16 protein-coding genes are annotated in these 19,302 nt (G+C 63.6%); 11 read left to right on the forward strand and 5 right to left on the reverse strand.

Annotated features, from left to right (window positions below; all coding sequences use genetic code 11):
• Nucleotides 1-32: 32 nt before the first annotated feature.
• The 3 genes from ASG03_RS13630 (at nt 33) to ASG03_RS13640 (ending at nt 2,563) form a co-directional block, all read left to right on the forward strand.
• Nucleotides 33-1,034, forward strand: a complete 1,002-nt coding sequence (locus ASG03_RS13630) for an NADP-dependent oxidoreductase (RefSeq protein WP_062693977.1) — start codon at nt 33-35, stop codon at nt 1,032-1,034.
• 75 nt (nt 1,035-1,109) lie between these two features.
• Nucleotides 1,110-1,892, forward strand: coding sequence for an SDR family NAD(P)-dependent oxidoreductase (locus tag ASG03_RS13635; RefSeq protein ID WP_062693978.1), 783 nt, complete (start codon nt 1,110-1,112; stop codon nt 1,890-1,892).
• Between the two features lie 59 nt (nt 1,893-1,951).
• Entirely contained in the window at nt 1,952-2,563 is a 612-nt protein-coding gene (locus ASG03_RS13640; RefSeq protein WP_082475757.1) for a TetR/AcrR family transcriptional regulator, read from the forward strand.
• Nucleotides 2,564-2,568: 5 nt separating this feature from the next.
• On the opposite strand, the gene ASG03_RS13645 is transcribed toward ASG03_RS13640, so the two are convergent.
• Nucleotides 2,569-3,138, reverse strand: a complete 570-nt coding sequence (locus ASG03_RS13645; protein ID WP_062693979.1) for a TetR/AcrR family transcriptional regulator — start codon at nt 3,136-3,138, stop codon at nt 2,569-2,571.
• A 157-nt stretch (nt 3,139-3,295) separates the two neighbouring features.
• Between ASG03_RS13645 and ASG03_RS13650 the strand changes: the two genes are divergently transcribed.
• The gene (locus tag ASG03_RS13650) at nt 3,296-3,694 is read left to right on the forward strand and encodes a MarR family winged helix-turn-helix transcriptional regulator (protein WP_062693980.1); all 399 of its coding nucleotides are present in this window, start codon (nt 3,296-3,298) and stop codon (nt 3,692-3,694) included.
• 45 nt (nt 3,695-3,739) lie between these two features.
• Nucleotides 3,740-4,915 (forward strand): MFS transporter, encoded by a 1,176-nt coding sequence (locus ASG03_RS13655; protein WP_338012401.1) that lies wholly within the window; start codon nt 3,740-3,742, stop codon nt 4,913-4,915.
• A gap of 259 nt (nt 4,916-5,174) precedes the next feature.
• Here ASG03_RS13655 and ASG03_RS13660 read toward each other — a convergent pair whose 3' ends face one another.
• Together ASG03_RS13660 and ASG03_RS13665 are read right to left on the reverse strand one after the other, a co-directional pair.
• Nucleotides 5,175-7,277, reverse strand: a complete 2,103-nt coding sequence (locus tag ASG03_RS13660) for a sensor histidine kinase (protein WP_062693981.1) — start codon at nt 7,275-7,277, stop codon at nt 5,175-5,177.
• Nucleotides 7,274-8,029 carry a response regulator transcription factor gene (locus tag ASG03_RS13665; RefSeq protein WP_062693982.1) on the reverse strand — a complete coding sequence of 252 codons (756 nt, stop codon included), beginning with the start codon at nt 8,027-8,029 and terminating at the stop codon, nt 7,274-7,276. The genes ASG03_RS13660 and ASG03_RS13665 overlap by 4 nt, the downstream gene beginning before the upstream one ends.
• A gap of 239 nt (nt 8,030-8,268) precedes the next feature.
• On the opposite strand from ASG03_RS13665, the gene ASG03_RS13670 reads away from it, so the two are divergent.
• From ASG03_RS13670 to ASG03_RS13695, 6 genes are all read left to right on the forward strand, one after another.
• The gene (locus ASG03_RS13670) at nt 8,269-9,270 is read left to right on the forward strand and encodes an ABC transporter substrate-binding protein (protein WP_062472637.1); all 1,002 of its coding nucleotides are present in this window, start codon (nt 8,269-8,271) and stop codon (nt 9,268-9,270) included.
• Between the two features lie 118 nt (nt 9,271-9,388).
• On the forward strand, nt 9,389-10,414 hold the full coding sequence (locus tag ASG03_RS13675; protein ID WP_062693983.1) for an ABC transporter substrate-binding protein: 1,026 nt from the start codon (nt 9,389-9,391) through the stop codon (nt 10,412-10,414).
• 82 nt (nt 10,415-10,496) lie between these two features.
• Nucleotides 10,497-12,740 (forward strand): ABC transporter permease, encoded by a 2,244-nt coding sequence (locus tag ASG03_RS13680; RefSeq protein ID WP_062693984.1) that lies wholly within the window; start codon nt 10,497-10,499, stop codon nt 12,738-12,740.
• Nucleotides 12,737-13,798: an ABC transporter ATP-binding protein gene (locus ASG03_RS13685; RefSeq protein ID WP_062693985.1), complete on the forward strand. Its 1,062-nt coding sequence runs from the start codon at nt 12,737-12,739 to the stop codon at nt 13,796-13,798. The genes ASG03_RS13680 and ASG03_RS13685 overlap by 4 nt, the downstream gene beginning before the upstream one ends.
• Nucleotides 13,799-13,823: 25 nt before the next feature.
• The gene (locus tag ASG03_RS13690; RefSeq protein ID WP_062693986.1) at nt 13,824-14,612 is read left to right on the forward strand and encodes an inositol monophosphatase family protein; all 789 of its coding nucleotides are present in this window, start codon (nt 13,824-13,826) and stop codon (nt 14,610-14,612) included.
• Nucleotides 14,613-14,729: 117 nt separating this feature from the next.
• A complete protein-coding gene (locus ASG03_RS13695; protein ID WP_062693987.1) occupies nt 14,730-15,701 on the forward strand; it encodes an NAD-dependent epimerase/dehydratase family protein in 972 nt (323 codons plus the stop codon).
• A 181-nt stretch (nt 15,702-15,882) separates the two neighbouring features.
• Here ASG03_RS13695 and ASG03_RS13700 read toward each other — a convergent pair whose 3' ends face one another.
• Together ASG03_RS13700 and ASG03_RS13705 are read right to left on the reverse strand one after the other, a co-directional pair.
• On the reverse strand, nt 15,883-16,569 hold the full coding sequence (locus ASG03_RS13700; protein WP_062693988.1) for a response regulator transcription factor: 687 nt from the start codon (nt 16,567-16,569) through the stop codon (nt 15,883-15,885).
• Nucleotides 16,566-19,265 carry a sensor histidine kinase gene (locus tag ASG03_RS13705; protein ID WP_062693989.1) on the reverse strand — a complete coding sequence of 900 codons (2,700 nt, stop codon included), beginning with the start codon at nt 19,263-19,265 and terminating at the stop codon, nt 16,566-16,568. Before ASG03_RS13705 ends, ASG03_RS13700 begins: the two co-directional genes overlap by 4 nt.
• Nucleotides 19,266-19,302 lie beyond the last annotated feature (37 nt).

The raw sequence follows: 19,302 nt of genomic DNA on the forward strand, positions 1-19,302 counted from the left end.
CGGCTTGCACGTCCATTCTGGAGAATAGGCCCATGAAGGCTTTCATCGTCGAGACCTACAAAAAGAACGGCGCTCTGCACATGGTCGACCGGGCCGAACCCGTGATCGAGGCCCAGGATGTCCTCATCGAGATCAAGGCGACCGCCATCAACCTGCTGGACTCCAAGATCCGCGACGGGGCGTTCAAGGCTCTGCTCCCGTACAAGCCTCCGTTCATTCTCGGCCACGACCTTGCCGGCACGGTTCTGGCCGTCGGTCGGGACGTTCAACGTTTCGCGGTCGGCGATGCCGTTTATGCAAGGCCGCGCGATCGCCGCATCGGCACCTTTGCGGAGCGCATCTCGGTCCACGAAAGCGACGTCGCGCTCAAGCCCGGCAATCTCGACTGGACGCAGGCAGCATCGATCCCACTGGTAGGCCTGACAGCCTGGCAGGCACTGGTCGAGCTCGGCAAGGTCAAAAAAGGCCAGAAGGTCTTCATCGAGGCCGGTTCCGGCGGTGTCGGGACGTTTGCCATCCAGCTCGCCAAGCATCTGGGTGCGACGGTCGCCACCACCACGAGTGCAAAGAACGCCGCGCTTGTCAGAAGCCTGGGCGCCGATATCGTGATCGACTACAAAATCGAGGATTTCGAAGCCCTGCTATCCGGCTACGATCTCGTCCTGCACAGCCAGGACCAGAAGACGTTGCAGAAAGCGCTTCGCGTGCTCAAGCCCGGTGGACACCTCATTTCCATCTCCGGCCCTCCGGACCCGGCATTCGCGACATCGGCGGGGCTGGGTACGTTTCTCAAACTTGTTTTCACTTTGCTCAGCAGGGGGACCCGGAAAGCGGCGCGAAAACGCGGCGTTCGCTACGATTTCCTTTTCATGCGCGCCGACGGTCGCCAGTTGGCAGAGATTGCCGCCCTGGTCGAAGACGGCGCGATCCAGCCCGTCGTCGACCGGGTCTTCCCGTTCGAGCAGACGGGCGATGCTCTTGCCTATGTCGAGACCGGCCGCGCGAAAGGCAAGGTCGTCGTCGCCGTTCAATAGGCCGAAGACCCATCCCGCCGAGATGGGCTCGGCGTTGACGTCATCCTTCAACGAACCAGACAGAGAGAGTTTTCCATGACCTCCAAACCCACCGTCCTCATCACCGGCGCTTCCACCGGCATCGGCGCCATGTATGCGCAGCGCTTCGCGGAACGTGGGCACGACCTCGTGCTCGTCGCCAGAAACGTCGCGACGCTCGAGGCGCTTGCCGCACGGCTCAAGGAAGAGACCGGCGTATCCGTCGAGCTGTTGCCCGCCGATCTTACGAACGAGACACAGTTGCTGACCGTGGAGAAGAGACTGCGCGACGATGCCTCGATCGGCATCCTCGTCAACAACGCCGGTGGCAATGTCGGCGGCACCTTCGTGACGCAGAGCATCGAGGACCTGACGAAACTGGTTACCCTGAATGCCACCAGCGTGTTGCGCCTTGCACACGCCGTCGCGCCGCGCTTCGCGCAAAGCGGCGAGGGCGCCATCATCAACATCAGCTCCGTTCTCGCGCTCGCGCCGGAATGGGCGACCTCGGTCTATACCGCGACGAAGGCTTTCGTCCTGTCGCTGTCGCAGGCGCTCCAACTCGAGCTCGCCGCGCAAGGTGTCTACGTCCAGGCGGTGGCGCCTGCGGCAACACGAACCGACATCTGGAATTTCGTCGAGGAAGCCAAGCGCCCTCCGATGATGGAGGCCGCCGAGCTTGTTGACGCCGCTCTCGTCGGCTTCGATCGGCGCGAGGCCGTGACCATCCCGCATCTTCACGAGGAGGCGCGTTGGCAATCCATGGAGGCCGCGCGCAAATCGCTCCTCGAGGATACGGGCCACACGACCGCCGCCGCCCGATACCACACGTCGGGATAACACAAGCTGGGCTGATGCGGATCATCCGCTGAGGCATATCCGGGGCGGAGAAAAGCGCCATGAGGGTCACGCGTGAACAGGTCGCGGAAAACAGGCGACGCATCCTCGACGCCTCCGCCCGGCTCTTTCGAAACCGGGGCGTGAGCGCCGTCAGCGTGGTAGACGTCATGCAATGTGCCGGCCTCACCCATGGCGGCTTCTACCGGTACTTTTCTTCCAAGGACGATCTGGTCGCGCAGGCGCTGGCGCATATCCTGACATCGAGCGCCGACGCACCGTTCAGCGTCGGCGAGCACGTGGAACGCTATCTTTCCGCAGAGCATCGAGACAATGCTGCGGAAGGATGCCCCTTTGCGGCGCTCGCGTCCGAGATGCGATACCAGACCCCGCAGGCGCGTGCCGTGATGACGGCCGGCGCGCGTCAGATCATCGCGACGCTGACGTCCGCAATGTCGCCGCATCCGCAGACGGACGAACGGCGCGCTGCCATCGGCAACTGGGCGGCAATGGTCGGCGCCATGGTGATTGCAAGGGTCGTGGATGACGAAGATCTGTCCGACCGCATCCTCGAGGAGACACGGCGCTTCCTGGAGTCCGGCGTGAGACGCCCCGGAAATGTCGATCCGGAAAGCGGGTCTTCAGCCTTCCCGGCGTCGTCTGAGCCCGACTGACACCCTCATTCCGCCAGGACCGAACCGGCTGCGGCCGCGAGGATTTCCTTCGAGAGCGCGTCGTCCTCCACCGCACGCGCAAGAACCAGCGCCCCGACCATCGTCGCCATCGTCGCGATTGCCGATGAACGGTCGGCCATCTCGCCGTTGGAACCGGCGACGGACTGGAGGAGAGCGATCTGGTCTTCGACGCCGCGCTGCATGACGCGGCGAACCTTCGGACCATGGCGCGCCGCGTCCGGTGCGAGGGCAGCGAACGCGCAACCCTGCGAAACGCCGTCCCGATGCTGATCGGACAGATAGAAGCGGACGGCCTTCTTCAGCGCATCGGGCGCTTCGTCCCCGATCAGGGACGACATGCGTTGCGTGCTTTGCGCGAGCGCGGCCGCCGTTGCCTGGGCAATCAGGTCGTCCTTGGACTCAAACTGCTTGTAGAAGCCGCCATGGGTCAGGCCCGCCGCCTGCATCAGCGTACTGACGCCGACGCCATCGAAGCCTTTCTCTCGAAACAGCCGGCTGGAGCTCTCGATTACCTGCTGACGGTTTTCTTCCGCCTTTTCCTTCGTGACTTTCATGGCACCGATCTCTTCCCGAAAGCTTGATGATATATGATGAACGGCATCTTACTCAACGGCGTTGGGCAAGGGTATGAGAGAGGCTGTTGCGTTGCCTGGGCACGCGCGAACGACCGGAACCTCGACACGGGTCATGTACGGGTATATACACGAAAACATGAACCGTTGCTACTCGATGATGCTCCGTGAGGCGGCCCGCAGGGTTTCGTCAATCTATGACGAAGCGCTGTCGCCGCTTCAGATCAACATCGCTCAGTTCTCCCTTCTCCGCCGCATCGAACGGCTGCAGCCCGTCAGCATGACCGATCTCGCGCAAAGCGCTCAGCTGGATCGTTCGACGATCGGGCGAAACATCAAGGTCCTGAGCCGTATGGGACTTGTCGAGACCGGACGGGCGGACCGGGACCAGCGAGAGGCGACGGTCGGGCTTACCGGCGCCGGCGCCGAATTGCTGGCACGGGCCGGCCCCATCTGGGATCAGTGTCAAAGAGACATGGAGGCGCGCCTTGGTCCCATCAAGATCACAGCACTCGAAGATATCCTGCGTTCGATCTGATCTTTCATAACCAGGTACGTGTATATACCGATAAATGGGGACACCATGACCTTCCGGCGCCATGTCTCACCGATCACGGAATGGTTCTCGCAGAAGGGCATCCACTATGGCTGGATTGTCGTCGCGACCACATTCCTGACCATGATGGTGGCGGCAGGTGCTGTCGGAGCCCCCGGGGTGTTGATGAAGCCTCTGCAGACGGAGTTCGGCTGGGACGTGGCCGATATCTCTGCAGCCTTTGCCATTCGCTTTCTGCTCTTTGGCGCAATGGGCCCGTTTGCGGCCGCTTTCCTCACCCGCTTCGGCGTGAAACGCGTTTCCGTTTTCGCGCTTGCCCTCATCGCAGCCGGAGTGGGCGGCTCGTTCGTGATGACAAGCCTGACCGAGCTGTTTCTCCTCTGGGGTGTCGTCGTGGGTCTTGGAACCGGCCTGACCGCCATGGTCCTCGGGGCGACGGTCGCGACGCGCTGGTTTGCTGCGAAGCGCGGGTTGGTTATCGGTCTTCTCAGCGCCAGCGTGGCGACGGGGCAGGTGGTCTTTCTTCCGGTGTTCGCGGCCCTGTCGGAAGCCTGGGGATGGCGCACTGCGCTCGGCCTCCTGCTGGCGATGCTCGGTCTCTGCTCCGCTGTGGTGCTTCTGCTGATGCACGAGCGACCCGAGGACATCGGCCTCTTGCCCTACGGCGCTGCGGAGGCGCCTCCGCCGGAACAGGGCTTGTCTTCTTTTGCGAAAACGCTGGTTGCGCCGATCCGCATCCTGGCGATGGCCGCCCGGTCCAGCACGTTCTGGATCCTGTTCGGGACCTTTTTCGTCTGCGGCGCGACGACAACCGGGCTTGTCCAGACCCATCTCGTGGCGATCTGCGGCGATTTCGGCATCGCGCCGGTCATGGCCGCCGGCCTGCTCGCAGCCATCGGGGCTTTCAATTTCGTGGGCACCATCGCTTCGGGGTGGCTGTCCGATCGGTTTGACGGCCGTTGGCTCCTCTTCTGGTACTACGGCCTGCGCGGGCTCTCACTGCTCTATCTTCCCTACACGGACTTTGATTTTACGAGCTCAGTCTTTTCACGCTGTTCTACGGGCTCGATTGGCTCGCAACGGTTCCACCCACTGTTAAACTCATCACCGACCGGTTCGGGAGCGCCTCGACGATCGTCTTCGGCTGGGTTTTTCTCGGCCATCAGATCGGCGCTGCCTTGGCAGCCTGGGGGGCGGGACTGACCCGTAGTCTCTACGCCAGTTACCTGCCCGCCGTCTTCACTGCGGGCGCAATATGCCTCACCGCTGCCGTCGCCGTGTTCGCGATCCGGACGCACGCAAGGATGCCTCAACCGGGATCGGCCTGAGTCTCAAGGCGGGAAGGTCGCGTGTGCCGGCGAACAGCACCGGACAAGCGCACCCTGCCGTCCCGGCCCGGCCGCCGATGTCGCTTGCGGAGCCGCCGGCACGATAGCTCCGAGCGGCGTGCCACGCTGACGCGTCATGCCGTGTCGGCGGTGGGATCCGGAAAAGCCAGCGTCACCACGGTGCCGTGGCCCAGACGGGAGTGAATGCTCGCATCGCCGCCCGACTGGCGGATGAAGCCATAGACGGTTGCAAGGCCGAGGCCGGCGCCTCCGTCCTTGAGGCGGGTCGTGAAATAGGGCTCGAAGGCCTTGTCGATGGCTTCCGGCGTCATGCCGATGCCCGCGTCCGCGACGGATACGATGACGGATGGCCCGTCCCGCACTGCGGAGATCGTGATGTCGCCGCCGTCCGGCATGGCGGCTGCGGCATTGAGGCAGAGGTTGAGGATGGATTGCTCGAAGAGGGCGGGATCGAGAAAGACCGGGGGCAGGTCGCCTTGGGTCGACAGGCTGATCCGGCATTTCTCGCCGACGGCGATCTCGAGCACGTCGATCATGCCGGTGAGGACGGCCCGGAGATCGATCGAGACGGGAAAGATCTGCTGCTGGCTCGCCACCGACAACATGCTCGAGGATAGCGCGCGGCCACGGTCCGCTGCCTTTCGGATGCGGTTGAGATGCCGCTTCTGGCGGTCGGTCAGGCCGTCCTCGCGCTCCAGCAGGCCGAGGCTGCCGGTCACGATGCCGATCATGTTTCCGACCTCGTGGGCGAGCTGGTGGGTCATGCGCGTGATGCCGCCGAGCCGAAGCGCCTTTGCCGCCTCGGCTTCCTGCCGGTCGGCTTCGGTAACGTCGCGCGCGAGGAGCACAAAACCGCCGTCCCGCTGGCGCGAGAGGGACAGTTCCACCACCTGCCCATCGGGGCGGCGCTGGCGCGAGACGAACGGCGTTCCCGGCCGATCCTCTTTCGCCAGCGCCTCCTCCAGGCCCCGGATGTCGACGTCTGCGACCCCCTCCATGAAGCGTCGCAAGGGGAGTTTTCGCGAGGCGCCGCCGCCGCCGAGAAGCTCGATCACCCGTCGGTTCATCGCCAGCGGCTTGCCGGCGGAATCGAAGAGGGCGATGCCCTCGTTCATGCTGCGGAAGATCGCGCGGATCGTCTTGGCCGCCGTGTCCGCCTTGCGCCGCATCTGGCTGACGCGATCCACGCTCTCCCGAAAGGCGCTGAAAGCCTGCCCCAGCCGGATCAGTTCCGTCTCGTCGCCGCGATAGCGCGGCACGTCGATGGTTTTCTGTCCTCCGGCGAGCGCGTTCATGCCGGCGGAAAGATCGATGATCCCGCGGGACACCCGCATGACCGAGCGAATGGCGAGGGCGGCAACGACCAGCATCAGAAGGGCGGTCACGACGACGATGCTCAACAGCCTTTGCAGCATGTGCGAGATCGCCTGGACATCGTCGCCGAGCTTTTGCACGACGCCATCGTTCTGCGCCTCGACGGCGAGCGAAAGCTCGCGCGAGACGGCATGCAGGCGCGTGATCGCAGCGCGAATGGAAAACATTTCTCTGAGGTAGCGCGTCTGCGCCGCAAAGATGCGACGGTGCGCATCGAGCGCCGCCTGATCCATGCGCACGGGCGCCGCCTCGGCAATGGACAGATCCCGGACGTAGCGTCGTTGAAGCTCCCCGAGCTGGAACAGGCTGTCCGAAGTCGAAGCGGATTGGGCGAGGGCATTGAGCGTCGGTGGCAGGTTGCGAACGGTGGACATGTCCCGTGTCGCGATCTGGCTCAGCGCCATCGCGGCATCCGACTTGTGCGCCTGTGCAGCCTCGGCATTGTCGAGCATGGAGATCGTCTGTTGTCGGATGCTTCCGAGCAGAGCAAGAACCGCTCCCGTGTCGGCGGGTGCGCTTGCGCGCTCGCGCCGCGGCTGCATCATGCGCATCAATGCTTCGACCTGCGTTAGGACGGCGCGACTTTCGCTGGAAATGCGATAGGGCGACGTCGCATTCATCAGGAAGGGCGCGCTGGAAACGAGATCGGACACCTGCTTGGAAACGGCGGCGGACTTGCCGAGGCTGACGAAGGCCTGAGTGCCGTACGTCGCCATTTCGTTGCGGGCTTTCAGAAGCCCGAAAATGGCAATGGTGGAAATGCCGAGAACCAAGGCGCCGATGATGAGGATGGCCGCGGGAAGACGGAAGGCGATCGAGGAGAAGAAGGCCCGATGGGTCATTGCTCCGTCTCGCGGCGGGCCGTTTCCAGCACATAGCCTCGGCCACGCCGCGTCTTGATGAAGCGCGGCAATTCCGGGTTCTGCTCGATCTTGCGGCGCAGTCTCAGAACAAGCACATCCACGTTCCGATCGACGTAGCGCTCCGTGCCGCTCCCGAGCCGCTCGAGGATCTGCGCGCGGGTCACGGCCAGATTGGGCGTTTCGGCCAGCAATTCCAGAAGCGCGAACTCTGCGCCCGTCAGCGTCTTTCCCGGTTGGCCCTCGCAGATGGCCAGTCTGCGATCGAGATCGATCGTCCAGTTCCCAAGATGCAGCGCCGACGTCGGGGACGCGCGATCGGAGCCCGGCTGCGCGCCCGCCTCGGGGACACGCTCGGGTTTCGGCATCAGGATCGAGCGACGCAACACCGCCTTGATCCGGGCAGCGAGTTCGATGGGCTCGAACGGCTTGACGATATAGTCGTCGGCTGCCGTTTCGAGACCCAGAACCCGCTCGGCCGAACTGCCGGCCGCCGTCACCATGATGATGCCGACATCCAGGCTGCTCCGGACGCGCTGGGCAAACGTGCGTCCAGACGCACCAGGCAGATTGTGGTCCAGCAGCACGAGATGCACCGCCTCATGGGAGAGAAACACCGTCGCCTCTTCCGCCGATCCGGCAACAAAGGGCGTCCAGCCCTCCGCCTCGACGAGATCAAACAACATCTCCGCCATATCCGGATCGTCCTCGACGATCAGAATCTTCACCTGCATGCCGAAATTCCTCCTGCTGCATCATAGACTTCCGGAGGAATTGTTCAAATCCTCGCCGATGACGGGAACTGTCACAAATGTAATATCTGTAAGGCTCGCAATCCTTCGAAAGTCTGGCTGTAACAACGGTAACCACTCCTTTCTTGAAGCCTTCGCCGTATCTGCCATTCTGACGGCGGAGGTCGGAGCGGCATCGTTCCGGGAAGAGGAGGATCTTGGTGAGGACGTTCATCTGTCTGATGGCGGCGGCATTCGTGTCGTTCGGCGCGACGGCACGGTCAGAGCCGTTGGCGCGGCTCAACGTCCTATGCGGCGTCGACGAGGCCTGGTGCGCCGCGATGAAGCAGGCCGTCCTGACGCATTTGAAGATTGACGCGACCGTGACGCGCAAGAGCACCGGCGAGATCCTCGACAGGGTGCGTCAGGAGCGGGCTGATCCCCAGACGGATGTCTGGTGGGGCGGTACGGGAGACACGCATCTGCAGGCAGCGGCCGAAGGCCTGTTGCAGCCTTACCAGCCGCCATCGACGCTGACGATGCTGCCTTGGGCGGACAATTTCTTCGATCTTTCAGGCGGCCATTCCGCCGGCATCTATGCCGGAGCGCTCGGCTTTGCCTACAATGCCGATCTGCTGAAACAGAAGGGTCTGCAGGCTCCCGCCTGCTGGAAGGATCTGCTCGACGGCACCTATGTCGGGGCGATCGAGCTTGCCGATCCCACCACGTCGGGTACGGCCTATACGGCCTTGGCCACGCTGGTTCAGCTCTTCGGAGAAGACGAGGCGTTCAAGTATCTGGGTCGGCTCCGCACCAACATCCGTGCTTTTCCGCAGTCCGGCTCCGCACCCGTGAAGGATGCTGCTCATGGCGAGACGCTGATCGGCATCTCCTTCATCCACGATGCCGTGACGCTGCGTCAGGCGGGGTATCCGCTTGAAATCGTGGCGCCGTGCGAAGGCACGGGTTACGAAATCGGGGCCGTCAGCATCGTGAAAGGTGCAAAGAATCTGGAGGCTGCCCGGGCTTTCGTCGGTTTCGCCCTCAGCGCCGAAGGGCAGGCGACAGGCGCGGCCGCCGGTCAGAACCAGGTTCCGTCCAATGCCGGTGCATCCTTGCCGCCGGGCGCGCCCGATATTTCGATGATCCGGATGGTCGACTACGACTTTGCGACCTTCGGCTCGCCCACAGAACGCAGTCGGCTTCTCAAACGCTTCGATAGCGAGATCCGCGGAATACCCTGAACGCAAACCATTGCCGGAAAAGACACGTCACCCGCTGCGCATGACAGGGGAACGGCATCGCCATGCCGTCCGGAGGCTCGGGCAACCCGCTTACAAAGTTCAACCAGGAGGAAAGACCATGAAAACCTATACAGCCTGCATGCTGATGACGGCCGCGACGGCACTGACGGCCACGTCAGCGCATGCGGCCGGCACGCTCAATCTGATCTGCTCGGCCGACGTCGTGATCTGTGAGCAGATGAAGGGCGACTTCGAGAAGGATCACGACATCAAGGTCAACATGGTGCGCCTGTCATCCGGCGAAACCTATGCGAAGATCCGGGCGGAAGCCCGCAACCCCAAGACAGATATCTGGTGGGCCGGCACGGGTGATCCCCATATGCAGGCGGCATCCGACGGGCTGACGCAAGAGTACAAATCGCCGCTGCTCGACCAGTTGCAGGATTGGGCGCAGAAGCAGGCCGAGGGGTCCGGTTTCAAGACGGTCGGGGTCTATGCCGGCGCGCTCGGCTGGGGCTACAACACCGAGATCTTCAAGACCAAGGGCTTTACCGAGCCGAAGTGCTGGGCCGATCTTCTCAACCCCGCGTTCAAGGGCGAGATCCAGATCGCCAATCCCAACTCGTCCGGCACGGCCTATACGGCCCTGGCGTCGCTGGCCCAGATCATGGGTGAAGATCAGGCCTTCGACTATCTGAAGAAGCTCAACGCCAACATCTCGCAATACACCAAGTCGGGTTCGGCGCCGGTGAAGGCCGCAGCCCGCGGCGAAACGGCCATCGGCATCGTCTTCATGCACGATGCCGTCGCGCAGACGGCGGAAGGCTTCCCGGTCAAGGCCGTCGCGCCCTGCGAGGGCACGGGCTACGAGATCGGCTCCATGTCGATCGTCAAGGGTGCAAAGAACCTCGACAACGCCAAGATCTGGTACGATTGGGCACTTACGCCGGCCGTCCAGTCGCGCATGAAGGACGCCAAGTCCTTCCAGCTGCCCTCCAACAAATCGGCCGAAATTCCCAAGGAAGCGCCGCGCTTCGAAGACATCAAGCTGATCGACTACGACTTCAAGACCTATGGCGATCCGGCCAAGCGCAAGGAACTGCTCGAGCGCTGGGACCGCGAGATCAGCGCCAACGCCAACTGAGGCGCGCACCCCGCGCCGGCCGACGCAGCTGTCGGCCGGCGCGGGCACAGGAAACAGGGCATGGCTCGGAGAGGGGATCGGCATGAAGACCGACACGGACAATCGAAACCGCAGACTTGATATCACGCTCGGGCTTGGCATTCTCGCCTTCCTGCTCGTCCCCTGGTACAGGATCGAGGGCGGTTTTCTGGCCTTCGGCTGGCTGTCGGGCTTTCCCGCAGAAGCCTCGGTTTCGCCCGGTCTTCTGCAGATCCTTCTTCATGGCCGCTGGTGGCTGGCCGTGGCGGCGCTCATGCTGGCAATTGCCGGCATCGCGCGCTTCACGCAGGATCCGAAACGACGCGGAGCTCTCCTCGTCGCATCCGGCGCGATCGGCACCGCGTTCCTGACGCTGCAAGGATTGGCCATCGGCTATTCCGGCTGGTCCTGGACGATCAGCGAGACGCTTTTCGGCGCAATGGCGGATGGGCAACCCTCCATGGGGGCCGGCGCCATGCTCTCCGCGCTCGTCTTCGTGCTGCTTTTTTCCTTCGGCCTTGCCGAACGTGGCGCGATGAAGGGCGATGCCTTCGTCGTCGCGTCCATCGCGCTTCTCGTTTTCCTCGTCGCCATCTTCGTGTTCTATCCGGTCGGCAGCATGCTGGTTGGCGCCTTCCAGGATTTCGATGGCTCGCTCAATCCAGACGGGTTCACCCGCAACATCCAGGATCCCGCCATCTGGAGCCTCGGCTGCGTTCTCGGGGGCGAGCGTTGCGGCGTCGCCTGGCGGACGCTGTTTCTCGCGATCATGACGGCGGGCGGATCCACGATCATGGGGCTTGCCTTCGCGCTGGTCGCCACGCGCACGCGCTTCCCCTTCAAAAAGGGTCTGCGCCTCCTCACCGTCCTTCCCATCATCACGCCGCCCTTCGTCATCGGTCTGGCGCTGACTCTGCTGTTCGGACGTGCCGGCGTCGTGACCGAAGCCTTGTCGAACCTGTTCGGTATCGAGCCCGGCCGCTGGCTCTACGGGATGACGGGCATCTGGATCGCCCAGGTCCTGTCGTTCACGCCCATCTCGTTCCTGGTCCTCATCGGTGTGGTCGAGGGCGTCAGTCCCTCCATGGAAGAGGCGTCGCAGACGCTGCGCGCCGATCGGTGGCGCACATTCTGGCGGGTTTCCCTGCCGCTGATGAAGCCAGGCATCGCCAATGCGTTTCTGATCGGGTTCATCGAAAGCATGGCCGATTTCGGCAATCCGCTGGTGCTCGGTGGAAGCCACGGCGTGCTTTCGACCGAAATCTTCTTCGCCGTCGTCGGTTCGCAGAACGACCCCTCGCGCGCCGCCGTGCTTGCGATCATCCTGCTGTGCTTCACGCTCACCGCGTTTCTCACACAGCGTTACTGGCTCTCGGGCAAGAATTTCGCCACCGTCACGGGCAAGGGCGATAGCGGCGCCCATATCGCGCTGCCCCGCTCGATCGCGATCGGCGTCCATGCGCTTGTCGTCCCCTGGATGCTGTTCACGATCGTCATCTACGGCATGATCCTGTTCGGCGGCTTCGTCAAAACCTGGGGTCTCGACAATTCGCTGACGCTCGATCACTACATCAAGGCCTTCTCGATCGAGATGCGCGATGGTGTCATCGCCTGGACGGGCGTCGCCTGGAATTCCTTCTGGACGACCATGGAGATCGCGCTGATCTCGGCACCGCTGACGGCCGCCGTCGGTTTGCTCACGGCCTACATCATCGTCCGCCAGAAGTTCGTCGGTCGCAACGTGTTCGAGTTCGCGCTGATGATGAGCTTTGCCATTCCCGGTACCGTCATCGGCATCAGCTACATCATGGCGTTCAACCTGCCGCCGCTGGAAATGACCGGCACGGCCCTGATCCTCATCGCCTGCTTCGTCTTCCGCAACATGCCGGTCGGCGTGCGGGGCGGTGTGGCAGCGATGAGCCAGCTCGACAAAAGCCTGGACGAAGCGTCGCTGACGCTGCGCGCGACCAGCTTCCGCACGGTGCGCAAGGTCATCCTGCCGCTCCTGCGTCCCGCCATCACGGCCGCGCTGGTCTATTCCTTCGTGCGGGCCATCACCTCGATCAGCGCCGTCATCTTCCTCGTCAGCGCCGAATACAACATGGCGACCTCCTATATCGTCGGTCTCGTCGAAAACGGCGAGTACGGCGTGGCGATCGCCTATTCCTCCATGCTGATCGTCGTGATGATCGTCGTCATCGCCGGCTTCCAGCTTCTCGTCGGCGAACGGCGGCTGCGGCGCGAAAATCGCGTCGCGGGCCTTCGCTCCGCACCTTCCTCTCTTCTCGGTCAGGAGAAAACAGCATGATTCATCCCCGCGCCGGTTCCGTCGTCTTTCAGCATGTGAAGAAGCAATTCGGTGCCTTCACCGCCATCTACGACCTGTCGATCACCATCGAACCGGGCCAGCTCGTGACCCTGCTCGGGCCTTCGGGTTGCGGCAAGACCACGACGCTGCGCATGCTCGCCGGCCTCGAACATCCCACCTCGGGGCAGATTCTCATCGGCGGCAAGGACGTCACCATGCTGCCGGCCAATGAGCGCGATGTCTCGATGGTGTTCCAGTCCTACGCGCTGTTTCCGCATATGAGTTCGCTCGACAATGTCGCCTATGGCCTGGAATCGTCGGGCATGAAGCGCAAGGAGGCGCGCGAACGGGCAGAGGAAGGCTTGAAGCTCGTGGGTCTCGCCGGCATGGGCGCGCGTCTTCCCGCCGAGCTTTCGGGTGGGCAGCAGCAGCGCGTGGCCGTTGCCCGCGCCCTCGTGCTGGAACCGCAGGTGCTGCTGCTCGACGAGCCGTTGTCCAACCTCGACGCCCGGCTTCGCCGCCAGGTTCGCACCGAAATCCGCGAGCTGCAGCAGCGCCTCGGCTTCACCGCCGTCTATGTGACCCATGACCAGGACGAGGCGCTGGCCGTGTCCGACCGCATCATCATCATGAAGGACGGCGTGATCGCGCAGGAGGGTTCGCCGCGCGATCTCTACGAAGCCCCGGCGTCTGCCTTCATCGCCGATTTCATGGGCGAGGCGAACGTGGTGGCCTGCGATGTCATTCGCGTCGAGGGCGCCGACGCGACGATCCGCATCGGGGCACTCGAACATCGCGTGCCCAGCCGCAATGCCCGGCCGGGCCCGGCCAAGCTCGCCGTGCGGCCGAACTCGATTACCCTGGAACCGGCTTCGACGGCCGCACTTCCAGGGCGGATTACCCACGCCGCCTATCTTGGCGACCATGTGGAATACGAGGTGGAAACCGGCACGGGCAAACTGTTCGTCGTCGATCCCGCCGTGGAACGCGCGCTGCCGCCGGCAACCGATGTCGCTGTCGGCTTCAAAGGTCGCGGCATTGCCATTATCAACGATTGAGCCGTCTCGCAGTGAAGGACTACCCATGACGCATGATCTCGACGCCCGCTTCGCGCTTGCGCAAACGATCGCCCGCACCGCCGGCGCCGTCGCTCTCGACTACTTCAACCGGCGCGAGACGCTGGTCATCGAAACCAAGCGTGATGCCCAGGACGTGGTCTCGATCGCCGATCGCGAGGTGGAGAACCTGATACGCGCGGCCGTGGCGGAGGCCCATGCCGATGACGGCTTTCTCGGCGAGGAATACGGCCTTGCTGCAGGCACATCCGGCTACACCTGGGTGGTCGATCCGATCGACGGCACCAGCCCCTTCGTCAACGGCATGCCGAGCTGGTGCGTTTCGATCGCGGTTCTGCGTGACAGCAAGCCGGTGATCGGCGTGATCTACGCGCCCTGTTTCGACGAGCTCTATGCTGGCGCAGATGGCAAGGGGGCGACACTGAACGGGCGCGCGCTGGTTCTCGATCCGTCGCGCACCATCCGCAATGCTGTCACCGGGATCGGCGCCAACAATTACGTCACCCCGGCGTTCGTTGGCAAAATGGTGGAATCGCTGCTGGAGGCCGGTGGCAACTTCATCCGCAATGGGTCCGGTGCGCTTATGCTCGCCTATGTCGCGGCGGGCCGGCTTGTCGGATACTACGAGCCCTATATGCATGCCTGGGATTGCCTTGCGGGTTATTGCCTCGTGCGCGAAGCGGGTGGCTGGCATCATCCCTTTCCAGTCGAAGGCGCGCAGTTGACGCGCGGATCGCCCGTTCTTGCGGCAGCGCCCGGCGCCGTGGATGATCTGCGGACGATCGCCGGCCTCTAGTGCCGGCGTTCGCCTCGAAAGAGGGCGGCGCGATCCGCCCGGATGTCGGGCCGGAACCTGGGAAGGGCACGTGCGTTTCCGATGGCGAGCCCTTCAACCAGCAAGTCAGGTCATCTCATGTCCCGTGTGATCGTCATCGGAGCAACAGGGCATGTTGGAACCTATCTCGTTCCCGCCCTTGTCGAGGCGGGACACGAGGTCGTCGCGATCAGCCGCGGCATGTCCGACCCCTACACGCCGCATGCCGCCTGGGGACATGCGGAACGGCTGACGATGGATCGGGACGCGCGGGAACGTGCGGGCACCTTTGGTCAAGACATCCGGTCGCTGAAGCCGGACATCGTCATCGACATGATCTGCTTTACGAAACCCAGCGCGGAGATGCTGGTCGATGCGCTGAAGGGACATGTCGGCCACTTCCTCCACACGGGCACAATCTGGACACATGGTACGCCGGTCGCCGTTCCCACTCCTGAAGACGCACCGAAGCATCCGTTCGGCGACTACGGAATCCAGAAGGCAGACATCGAAACCTACCTTTTAAAGACAGCGCACTGCGAAGGCTTTCCCGCGACCGTCCTTCACCCGGGACATATCGTCGGTCCCGGGTGGAACCCGCTCAACCCCCAGGGCAATTTCAATCCAGAGGTGTTTTCGATCCTTGCTCGCGGCGAGCAGCTCCCCTTGGCGAACTTCGGCCTTGAGACCGTGCATCACGTGCATGCGGAGGATGTCGCGCGGCTCTTTCTCGCCGCTCTCTCGTCCCGTGCGAGCGCGATCGGGGAAAGTTTCCACGCGGTGTCGGAAAAAGCCCTGACGTTGCGCGGCTATGCCGAGCGCATGTCGCGCTGGTTCGGACGCGATCCTGTTCTCACGTTCCTGCCATACGATCAGTGGGCGGCGGACCGGCCGGCGGAAGACGCCAAAGCCACCTGGGAACATATTGCCCGCAGTCCCAACTGCTCCATGGAAAAAGCAAAACGGCTGCTCGGGTTTGTGCCACGCTATACCTCCCTTCAGGCGGTCGAGGAGGCGGTTACCTGGCTGATCGAGCAGGGCAAGGTGGCGCCGCCGTCTCGCGCAGGCTAAAGCGCGTTGCGTGAAAAGGGGTTCTCACAACGCGCTTTAAGGTCTTGTTTTGATGCATGTCGTTTCCCGAAACCGCTGCACACTTCGGGCGACCTGCATTGGCCCTGAGATGGCCCGGTGCAGCGTCCCCAGGTCCGAGACATCCGGGGTTGCGGCGTGTGCCGGAGGAAGGGACCAAGGGTCACTCGACGAGCCGGTAACCGACGCCCGTTTCGGTCAGGATGTAGCGAGGATGGTCGGGATTTTCTTCGATCTTCTGGCGCAGCTGCCGAATATAGACCCTGAGATACTGGACGTCGCTGATCTCCCCCCAGACCTTTTCGAGGATCAGGCGATGGGTGAGGACGCGTCCCGAATGCTGGACTAGAAGCCTGAGGATATCATACTCCTTGGGTGTCAGTCTGACGTCCATTCCCCGCACCCTGACGATCCGCTTGACGAGATCGACGGACAGATCACCCGCCTGGAAGATCGGCTTCTCGCCGTTTGTCTGCAGCCGATGGCGCAAAGCCACGCGAATGCGCGCGACGAGTTCGTTCATGCCGAACGGCTTGGTGACATAGTCGTCCGCGCCGATCTCCAGTGCCTGAACGATGCCTGCCTCGTCCGTGCGGCTCGACAGGATGACGATCGGAAAAGGAACGTTCTCCGCCCGCCATCGGCTGAGAAGGTCATGTCCATTGATGTCGGGCAGGCCGAGATCCAAGAGCACGAGGTCAGGAACATCCGACTGCACCATCTCGATTGCCGAACGGGCGTTCTGCGCGCCTTTGACCGCGAATCCCTGCGATGACAGGCCGACGTCCAGCAGCCTTCGGATCGGGGGCTCGTCGTCCACGACGAGGATCTTGACGGCGGCATGGGTCATGATGTCGGTCCTCCTGCCATCGTCGCTATGGGTAGTCGGATCTCGAAGACGGCACCAGAGGTGTCCGGTCGATTTCCCGCGACGATGCTTCCGCCCATCGCTTCGACGAAACCCCGGCAGATCGACAGACCGAGGCCGGTTCCGGCTTTGACATGGTCGATCTTGCGGACACGATAGAAACTGTCGAAAACGCGCTCCACGTCTCCGGGCGGCAGGCCCGGTCCTTCGTCGATCACGCAAAGGCGAACCGTGCCCTCGGCAGCGCTGGCCTCGATGCGGATCGTCGTGTGCGCCGGAGCGTATTTGGCGGCATTGTCGATCAGGTTGAAGAGCGATTGCTCGAGGAGGACCGGATCGACCTTCACCATGGGCAGATCGTTGGGAATCCCCGTTTCCACGCGATGGTCCACCGTGATCTTGGCCGCGCGCGCGCGAGCGGACCCGACAATATCGCCGACGAAGTGCGGCGAGGCGTTCGGCATCATGGCGCCCGATCCGATGCGGGTCATATCGAGGAGGTTGGCGATGAAACGGTTGAGACGCTCTGATTCCTCGATGATCGTCGTCAGCAGCTCGGACTTTGCGTCTTCGGACAAGCCGCCGCCGAAATCCTTGATGGTGCCGGCAGATCCCATGATGGCGGCCAGCGGGGTCTTGAGGTCATGCGAGATCGAAGTGAGGAGCGCCGTCCTCAGCCGGTCGGTTTCCGCAGCGAGCCTGGCCTTGTCGACGTCTGCGACGAGCTGGATCCGCTCGATGGCGAGAGCAGCCTGGTCGGCAAGCGCATCGAACAGGCGCTGCTGGTCGGAGTTCAGCAGGGGCCCCTGTCTGTCGTTGTCGAGCCCGACCACGCCGATCGCGCCGCGGCCGGTGCGCAGCGGCAGGTAGAGGCGCTTGGCGCCGGGAAGCGTATCGGCCGCACGTCCCGCGGGCCGATCGTGCTCCCACGCCCAGCGCGCTGCCGCGATGTCCGCATCGACAAGCGTATCGTCCGGCGGATAACCGGCCTTGACCGCGATCGTCCCGTCCTCCGGCAGAAGGAGGACGACCCGGACCTTCAGCATCAAGGCCATCTGGTAGGCTGTTGCCCAGAGAACGTCGTCGAGCGTGCCCGTTCCCGCAAGCTTGCGAGAGAAGAGATAGAGGTCTTCCGTCGTTCGCGCCCGCTGTCGCGCGGCCATAGCCTGTCTCTGGACCGCGGCGGCAAGGTTGCTGGCGATGAGGGCGGTCCCGAGGAAGAAGAGAAGAGCGACCACGCTTTCCGGGTCGCGGATGGTGAGCGTATAGCGCGGCTCCAGGAAGAAAAAGTTGAACGCGGTGGCGCCGAGAAAGGAGGCAAACAGGCCGGGACCGAGCCCGCCTTTGACGGCGGAGGCGAGAACGCCCATCAGGAACACCAGCGCAAGGTTCTGCACATTGAGCGTCTGGTCGAGAAGAATGCCGATCAGCACGGCCATCGAAACGAAGGCGAGACTGGAGAGGTAGTCCTTCATCCTGATGCGCGTGGCCGGTGCGGCCGTCCGGACACCGCGCGGCGCGACGTCTTCGCCACCGTCCGACATGACATGCACGCTGATGGTGCCGGAATGGCGGATGAGATCGTGCGTGACCGATCCTTCGAACCGCTCCCGCCACCAGGACCGTTCGGACTTGCCGATGATGAGATGATTGACGTTGTTCGCCGTCGCATAGGCCAGCAGCTCGCGCGACACGCGCGACGCCGGCAACGTCACGGTTTCCGCACCAAGCTGTTCGGCAAGCCGCATGCAGGCCGCCAGCCGATCCTTGTCCGCCTCTGCGAGAGAGGCCGACCTTGCGGTTTCCAGATGGATGACGGTCCAGGGCGCCCGCAGTCTGTCGGCGTGTCGTCGGGCGTAGCGGACCAGCGTGGGTCCGTTGCGACCGTGACCGAGGCAGACGAGAATGCGCTCGCCCGCGGCCCACGGGCCCGGGATGGCATGGGCCTGCATATGCGTGAGAAGCTGGTCGTCGACCCGCTGCGCCGTGCGTCGGAGCGCGAGTTCGCGCAGGGCCGTCAGGTTGCCGGGCGAGAAGTAGTTCTCGATCGCGCGCCGTGCCGTCTTGGGAAGGTAGACCTTGCCGTCCTGCATCCGCTTGATGAGGTCCTGCGGCGTGATGTCGATGATCTCGATGTCGTCGGCGCGGTCGATGATCGAGTCCGGAACCGTCTCGCGCACCCGGATGCGGGTGATCTGGGCGACGATGTCGTTGAGGCTCTCGACGTGCTGGATGTTGAGCGTGGTGTAGACGTCGATACCCTTGGCCAGCAGTTCCAGCACGTCCAGATAGCGCTTGGGATGGCGGCTTCCGGGTGCGTTGGTGTGCGCGAGCTCGTCCACGAGCGCGAGCGCGGGCCGGCGCTTGAGGATGCCATCGATATCCATCTCGTCGAGCGTGCGTCCTTTGTAGTCGACGGATGTCCGTGCGACGGTTTCCAGTCCGGCGACGAGCGTCTCGGTTTCCCTCCGTCCGTGGGTTTCCACCACGCCGATGACGACGTCGGTCCCGTCGGCGCGCCGGGCCCGGGCGGACATCAGCATCTCGTAGGTCTTGCCAACGCCCGGGGCTGCGCCGAGAAAGATTTTCAGCTTGCCACGATCGTCCCGGTCCGCCTGGGCAAGGAGCGCTTCGGGGGATGGTCGCCGGTCCCGTCCGCCCTGGTTGTCGTTGGCCATCCTTCGCTCCATGGTTGGTCGGCCGCCGGTCAACGCG

Source organism: Rhizobium sp. Leaf341, assembly GCF_001424325.1.
In the GTDB taxonomy this organism is placed as follows: domain Bacteria; phylum Pseudomonadota; class Alphaproteobacteria; order Rhizobiales; family Rhizobiaceae; genus Ferranicluibacter.

What these genes read in the sequence shown, in the direction of transcription:
- ASG03_RS13650 (WP_062693980.1), top strand. Translation starts at nt 3,296, where the DNA reads ATGAACCGTTGCTACTCGATGATGCTCCGTGAGGCGGCCCGCAGGGTT.
- ASG03_RS13695 (WP_062693987.1), top strand. Translation starts at nt 14,730, where the DNA reads ATGTCCCGTGTGATCGTCATCGGAGCAACAGGGCATGTTGGAACCTAT.
- ASG03_RS13645 (WP_062693979.1), bottom strand. Translation starts at nt 3,138, where the DNA reads ATGAAAGTCACGAAGGAAAAGGCGGAAGAAAACCGTCAGCAGGTAATC.
- ASG03_RS13700 (WP_062693988.1), bottom strand. Translation starts at nt 16,569, where the DNA reads ATGACCCATGCCGCCGTCAAGATCCTCGTCGTGGACGACGAGCCCCCG.
- ASG03_RS13705 (WP_062693989.1), bottom strand. Translation starts at nt 19,265, where the DNA reads ATGGCCAACGACAACCAGGGCGGACGGGACCGGCGACCATCCCCCGAA.
- ASG03_RS13665 (WP_062693982.1), bottom strand. Translation starts at nt 8,029, where the DNA reads ATGCAGGTGAAGATTCTGATCGTCGAGGACGATCCGGATATGGCGGAG.
- ASG03_RS13670 (WP_062472637.1), top strand. Translation starts at nt 8,269, where the DNA reads ATGGCGGCGGCATTCGTGTCGTTCGGCGCGACGGCACGGTCAGAGCCG.
- ASG03_RS13680 (WP_062693984.1), top strand. Translation starts at nt 10,497, where the DNA reads ATGAAGACCGACACGGACAATCGAAACCGCAGACTTGATATCACGCTC.
- ASG03_RS13690 (WP_062693986.1), top strand. Translation starts at nt 13,824, where the DNA reads ATGACGCATGATCTCGACGCCCGCTTCGCGCTTGCGCAAACGATCGCC.
- ASG03_RS13630 (WP_062693977.1), top strand. Translation starts at nt 33, where the DNA reads ATGAAGGCTTTCATCGTCGAGACCTACAAAAAGAACGGCGCTCTGCAC.
- ASG03_RS13685 (WP_062693985.1), top strand. Translation starts at nt 12,737, where the DNA reads ATGATTCATCCCCGCGCCGGTTCCGTCGTCTTTCAGCATGTGAAGAAG.
- ASG03_RS13675 (WP_062693983.1), top strand. Translation starts at nt 9,389, where the DNA reads ATGAAAACCTATACAGCCTGCATGCTGATGACGGCCGCGACGGCACTG.
- ASG03_RS13655 (WP_338012401.1), top strand. Translation starts at nt 3,740, where the DNA reads ATGACCTTCCGGCGCCATGTCTCACCGATCACGGAATGGTTCTCGCAG.
- ASG03_RS13660 (WP_062693981.1), bottom strand. Translation starts at nt 7,277, where the DNA reads ATGACCCATCGGGCCTTCTTCTCCTCGATCGCCTTCCGTCTTCCCGCG.
- ASG03_RS13640 (WP_082475757.1), top strand. Translation starts at nt 1,952, where the DNA reads ATGAGGGTCACGCGTGAACAGGTCGCGGAAAACAGGCGACGCATCCTC.
- ASG03_RS13635 (WP_062693978.1), top strand. Translation starts at nt 1,110, where the DNA reads ATGACCTCCAAACCCACCGTCCTCATCACCGGCGCTTCCACCGGCATC.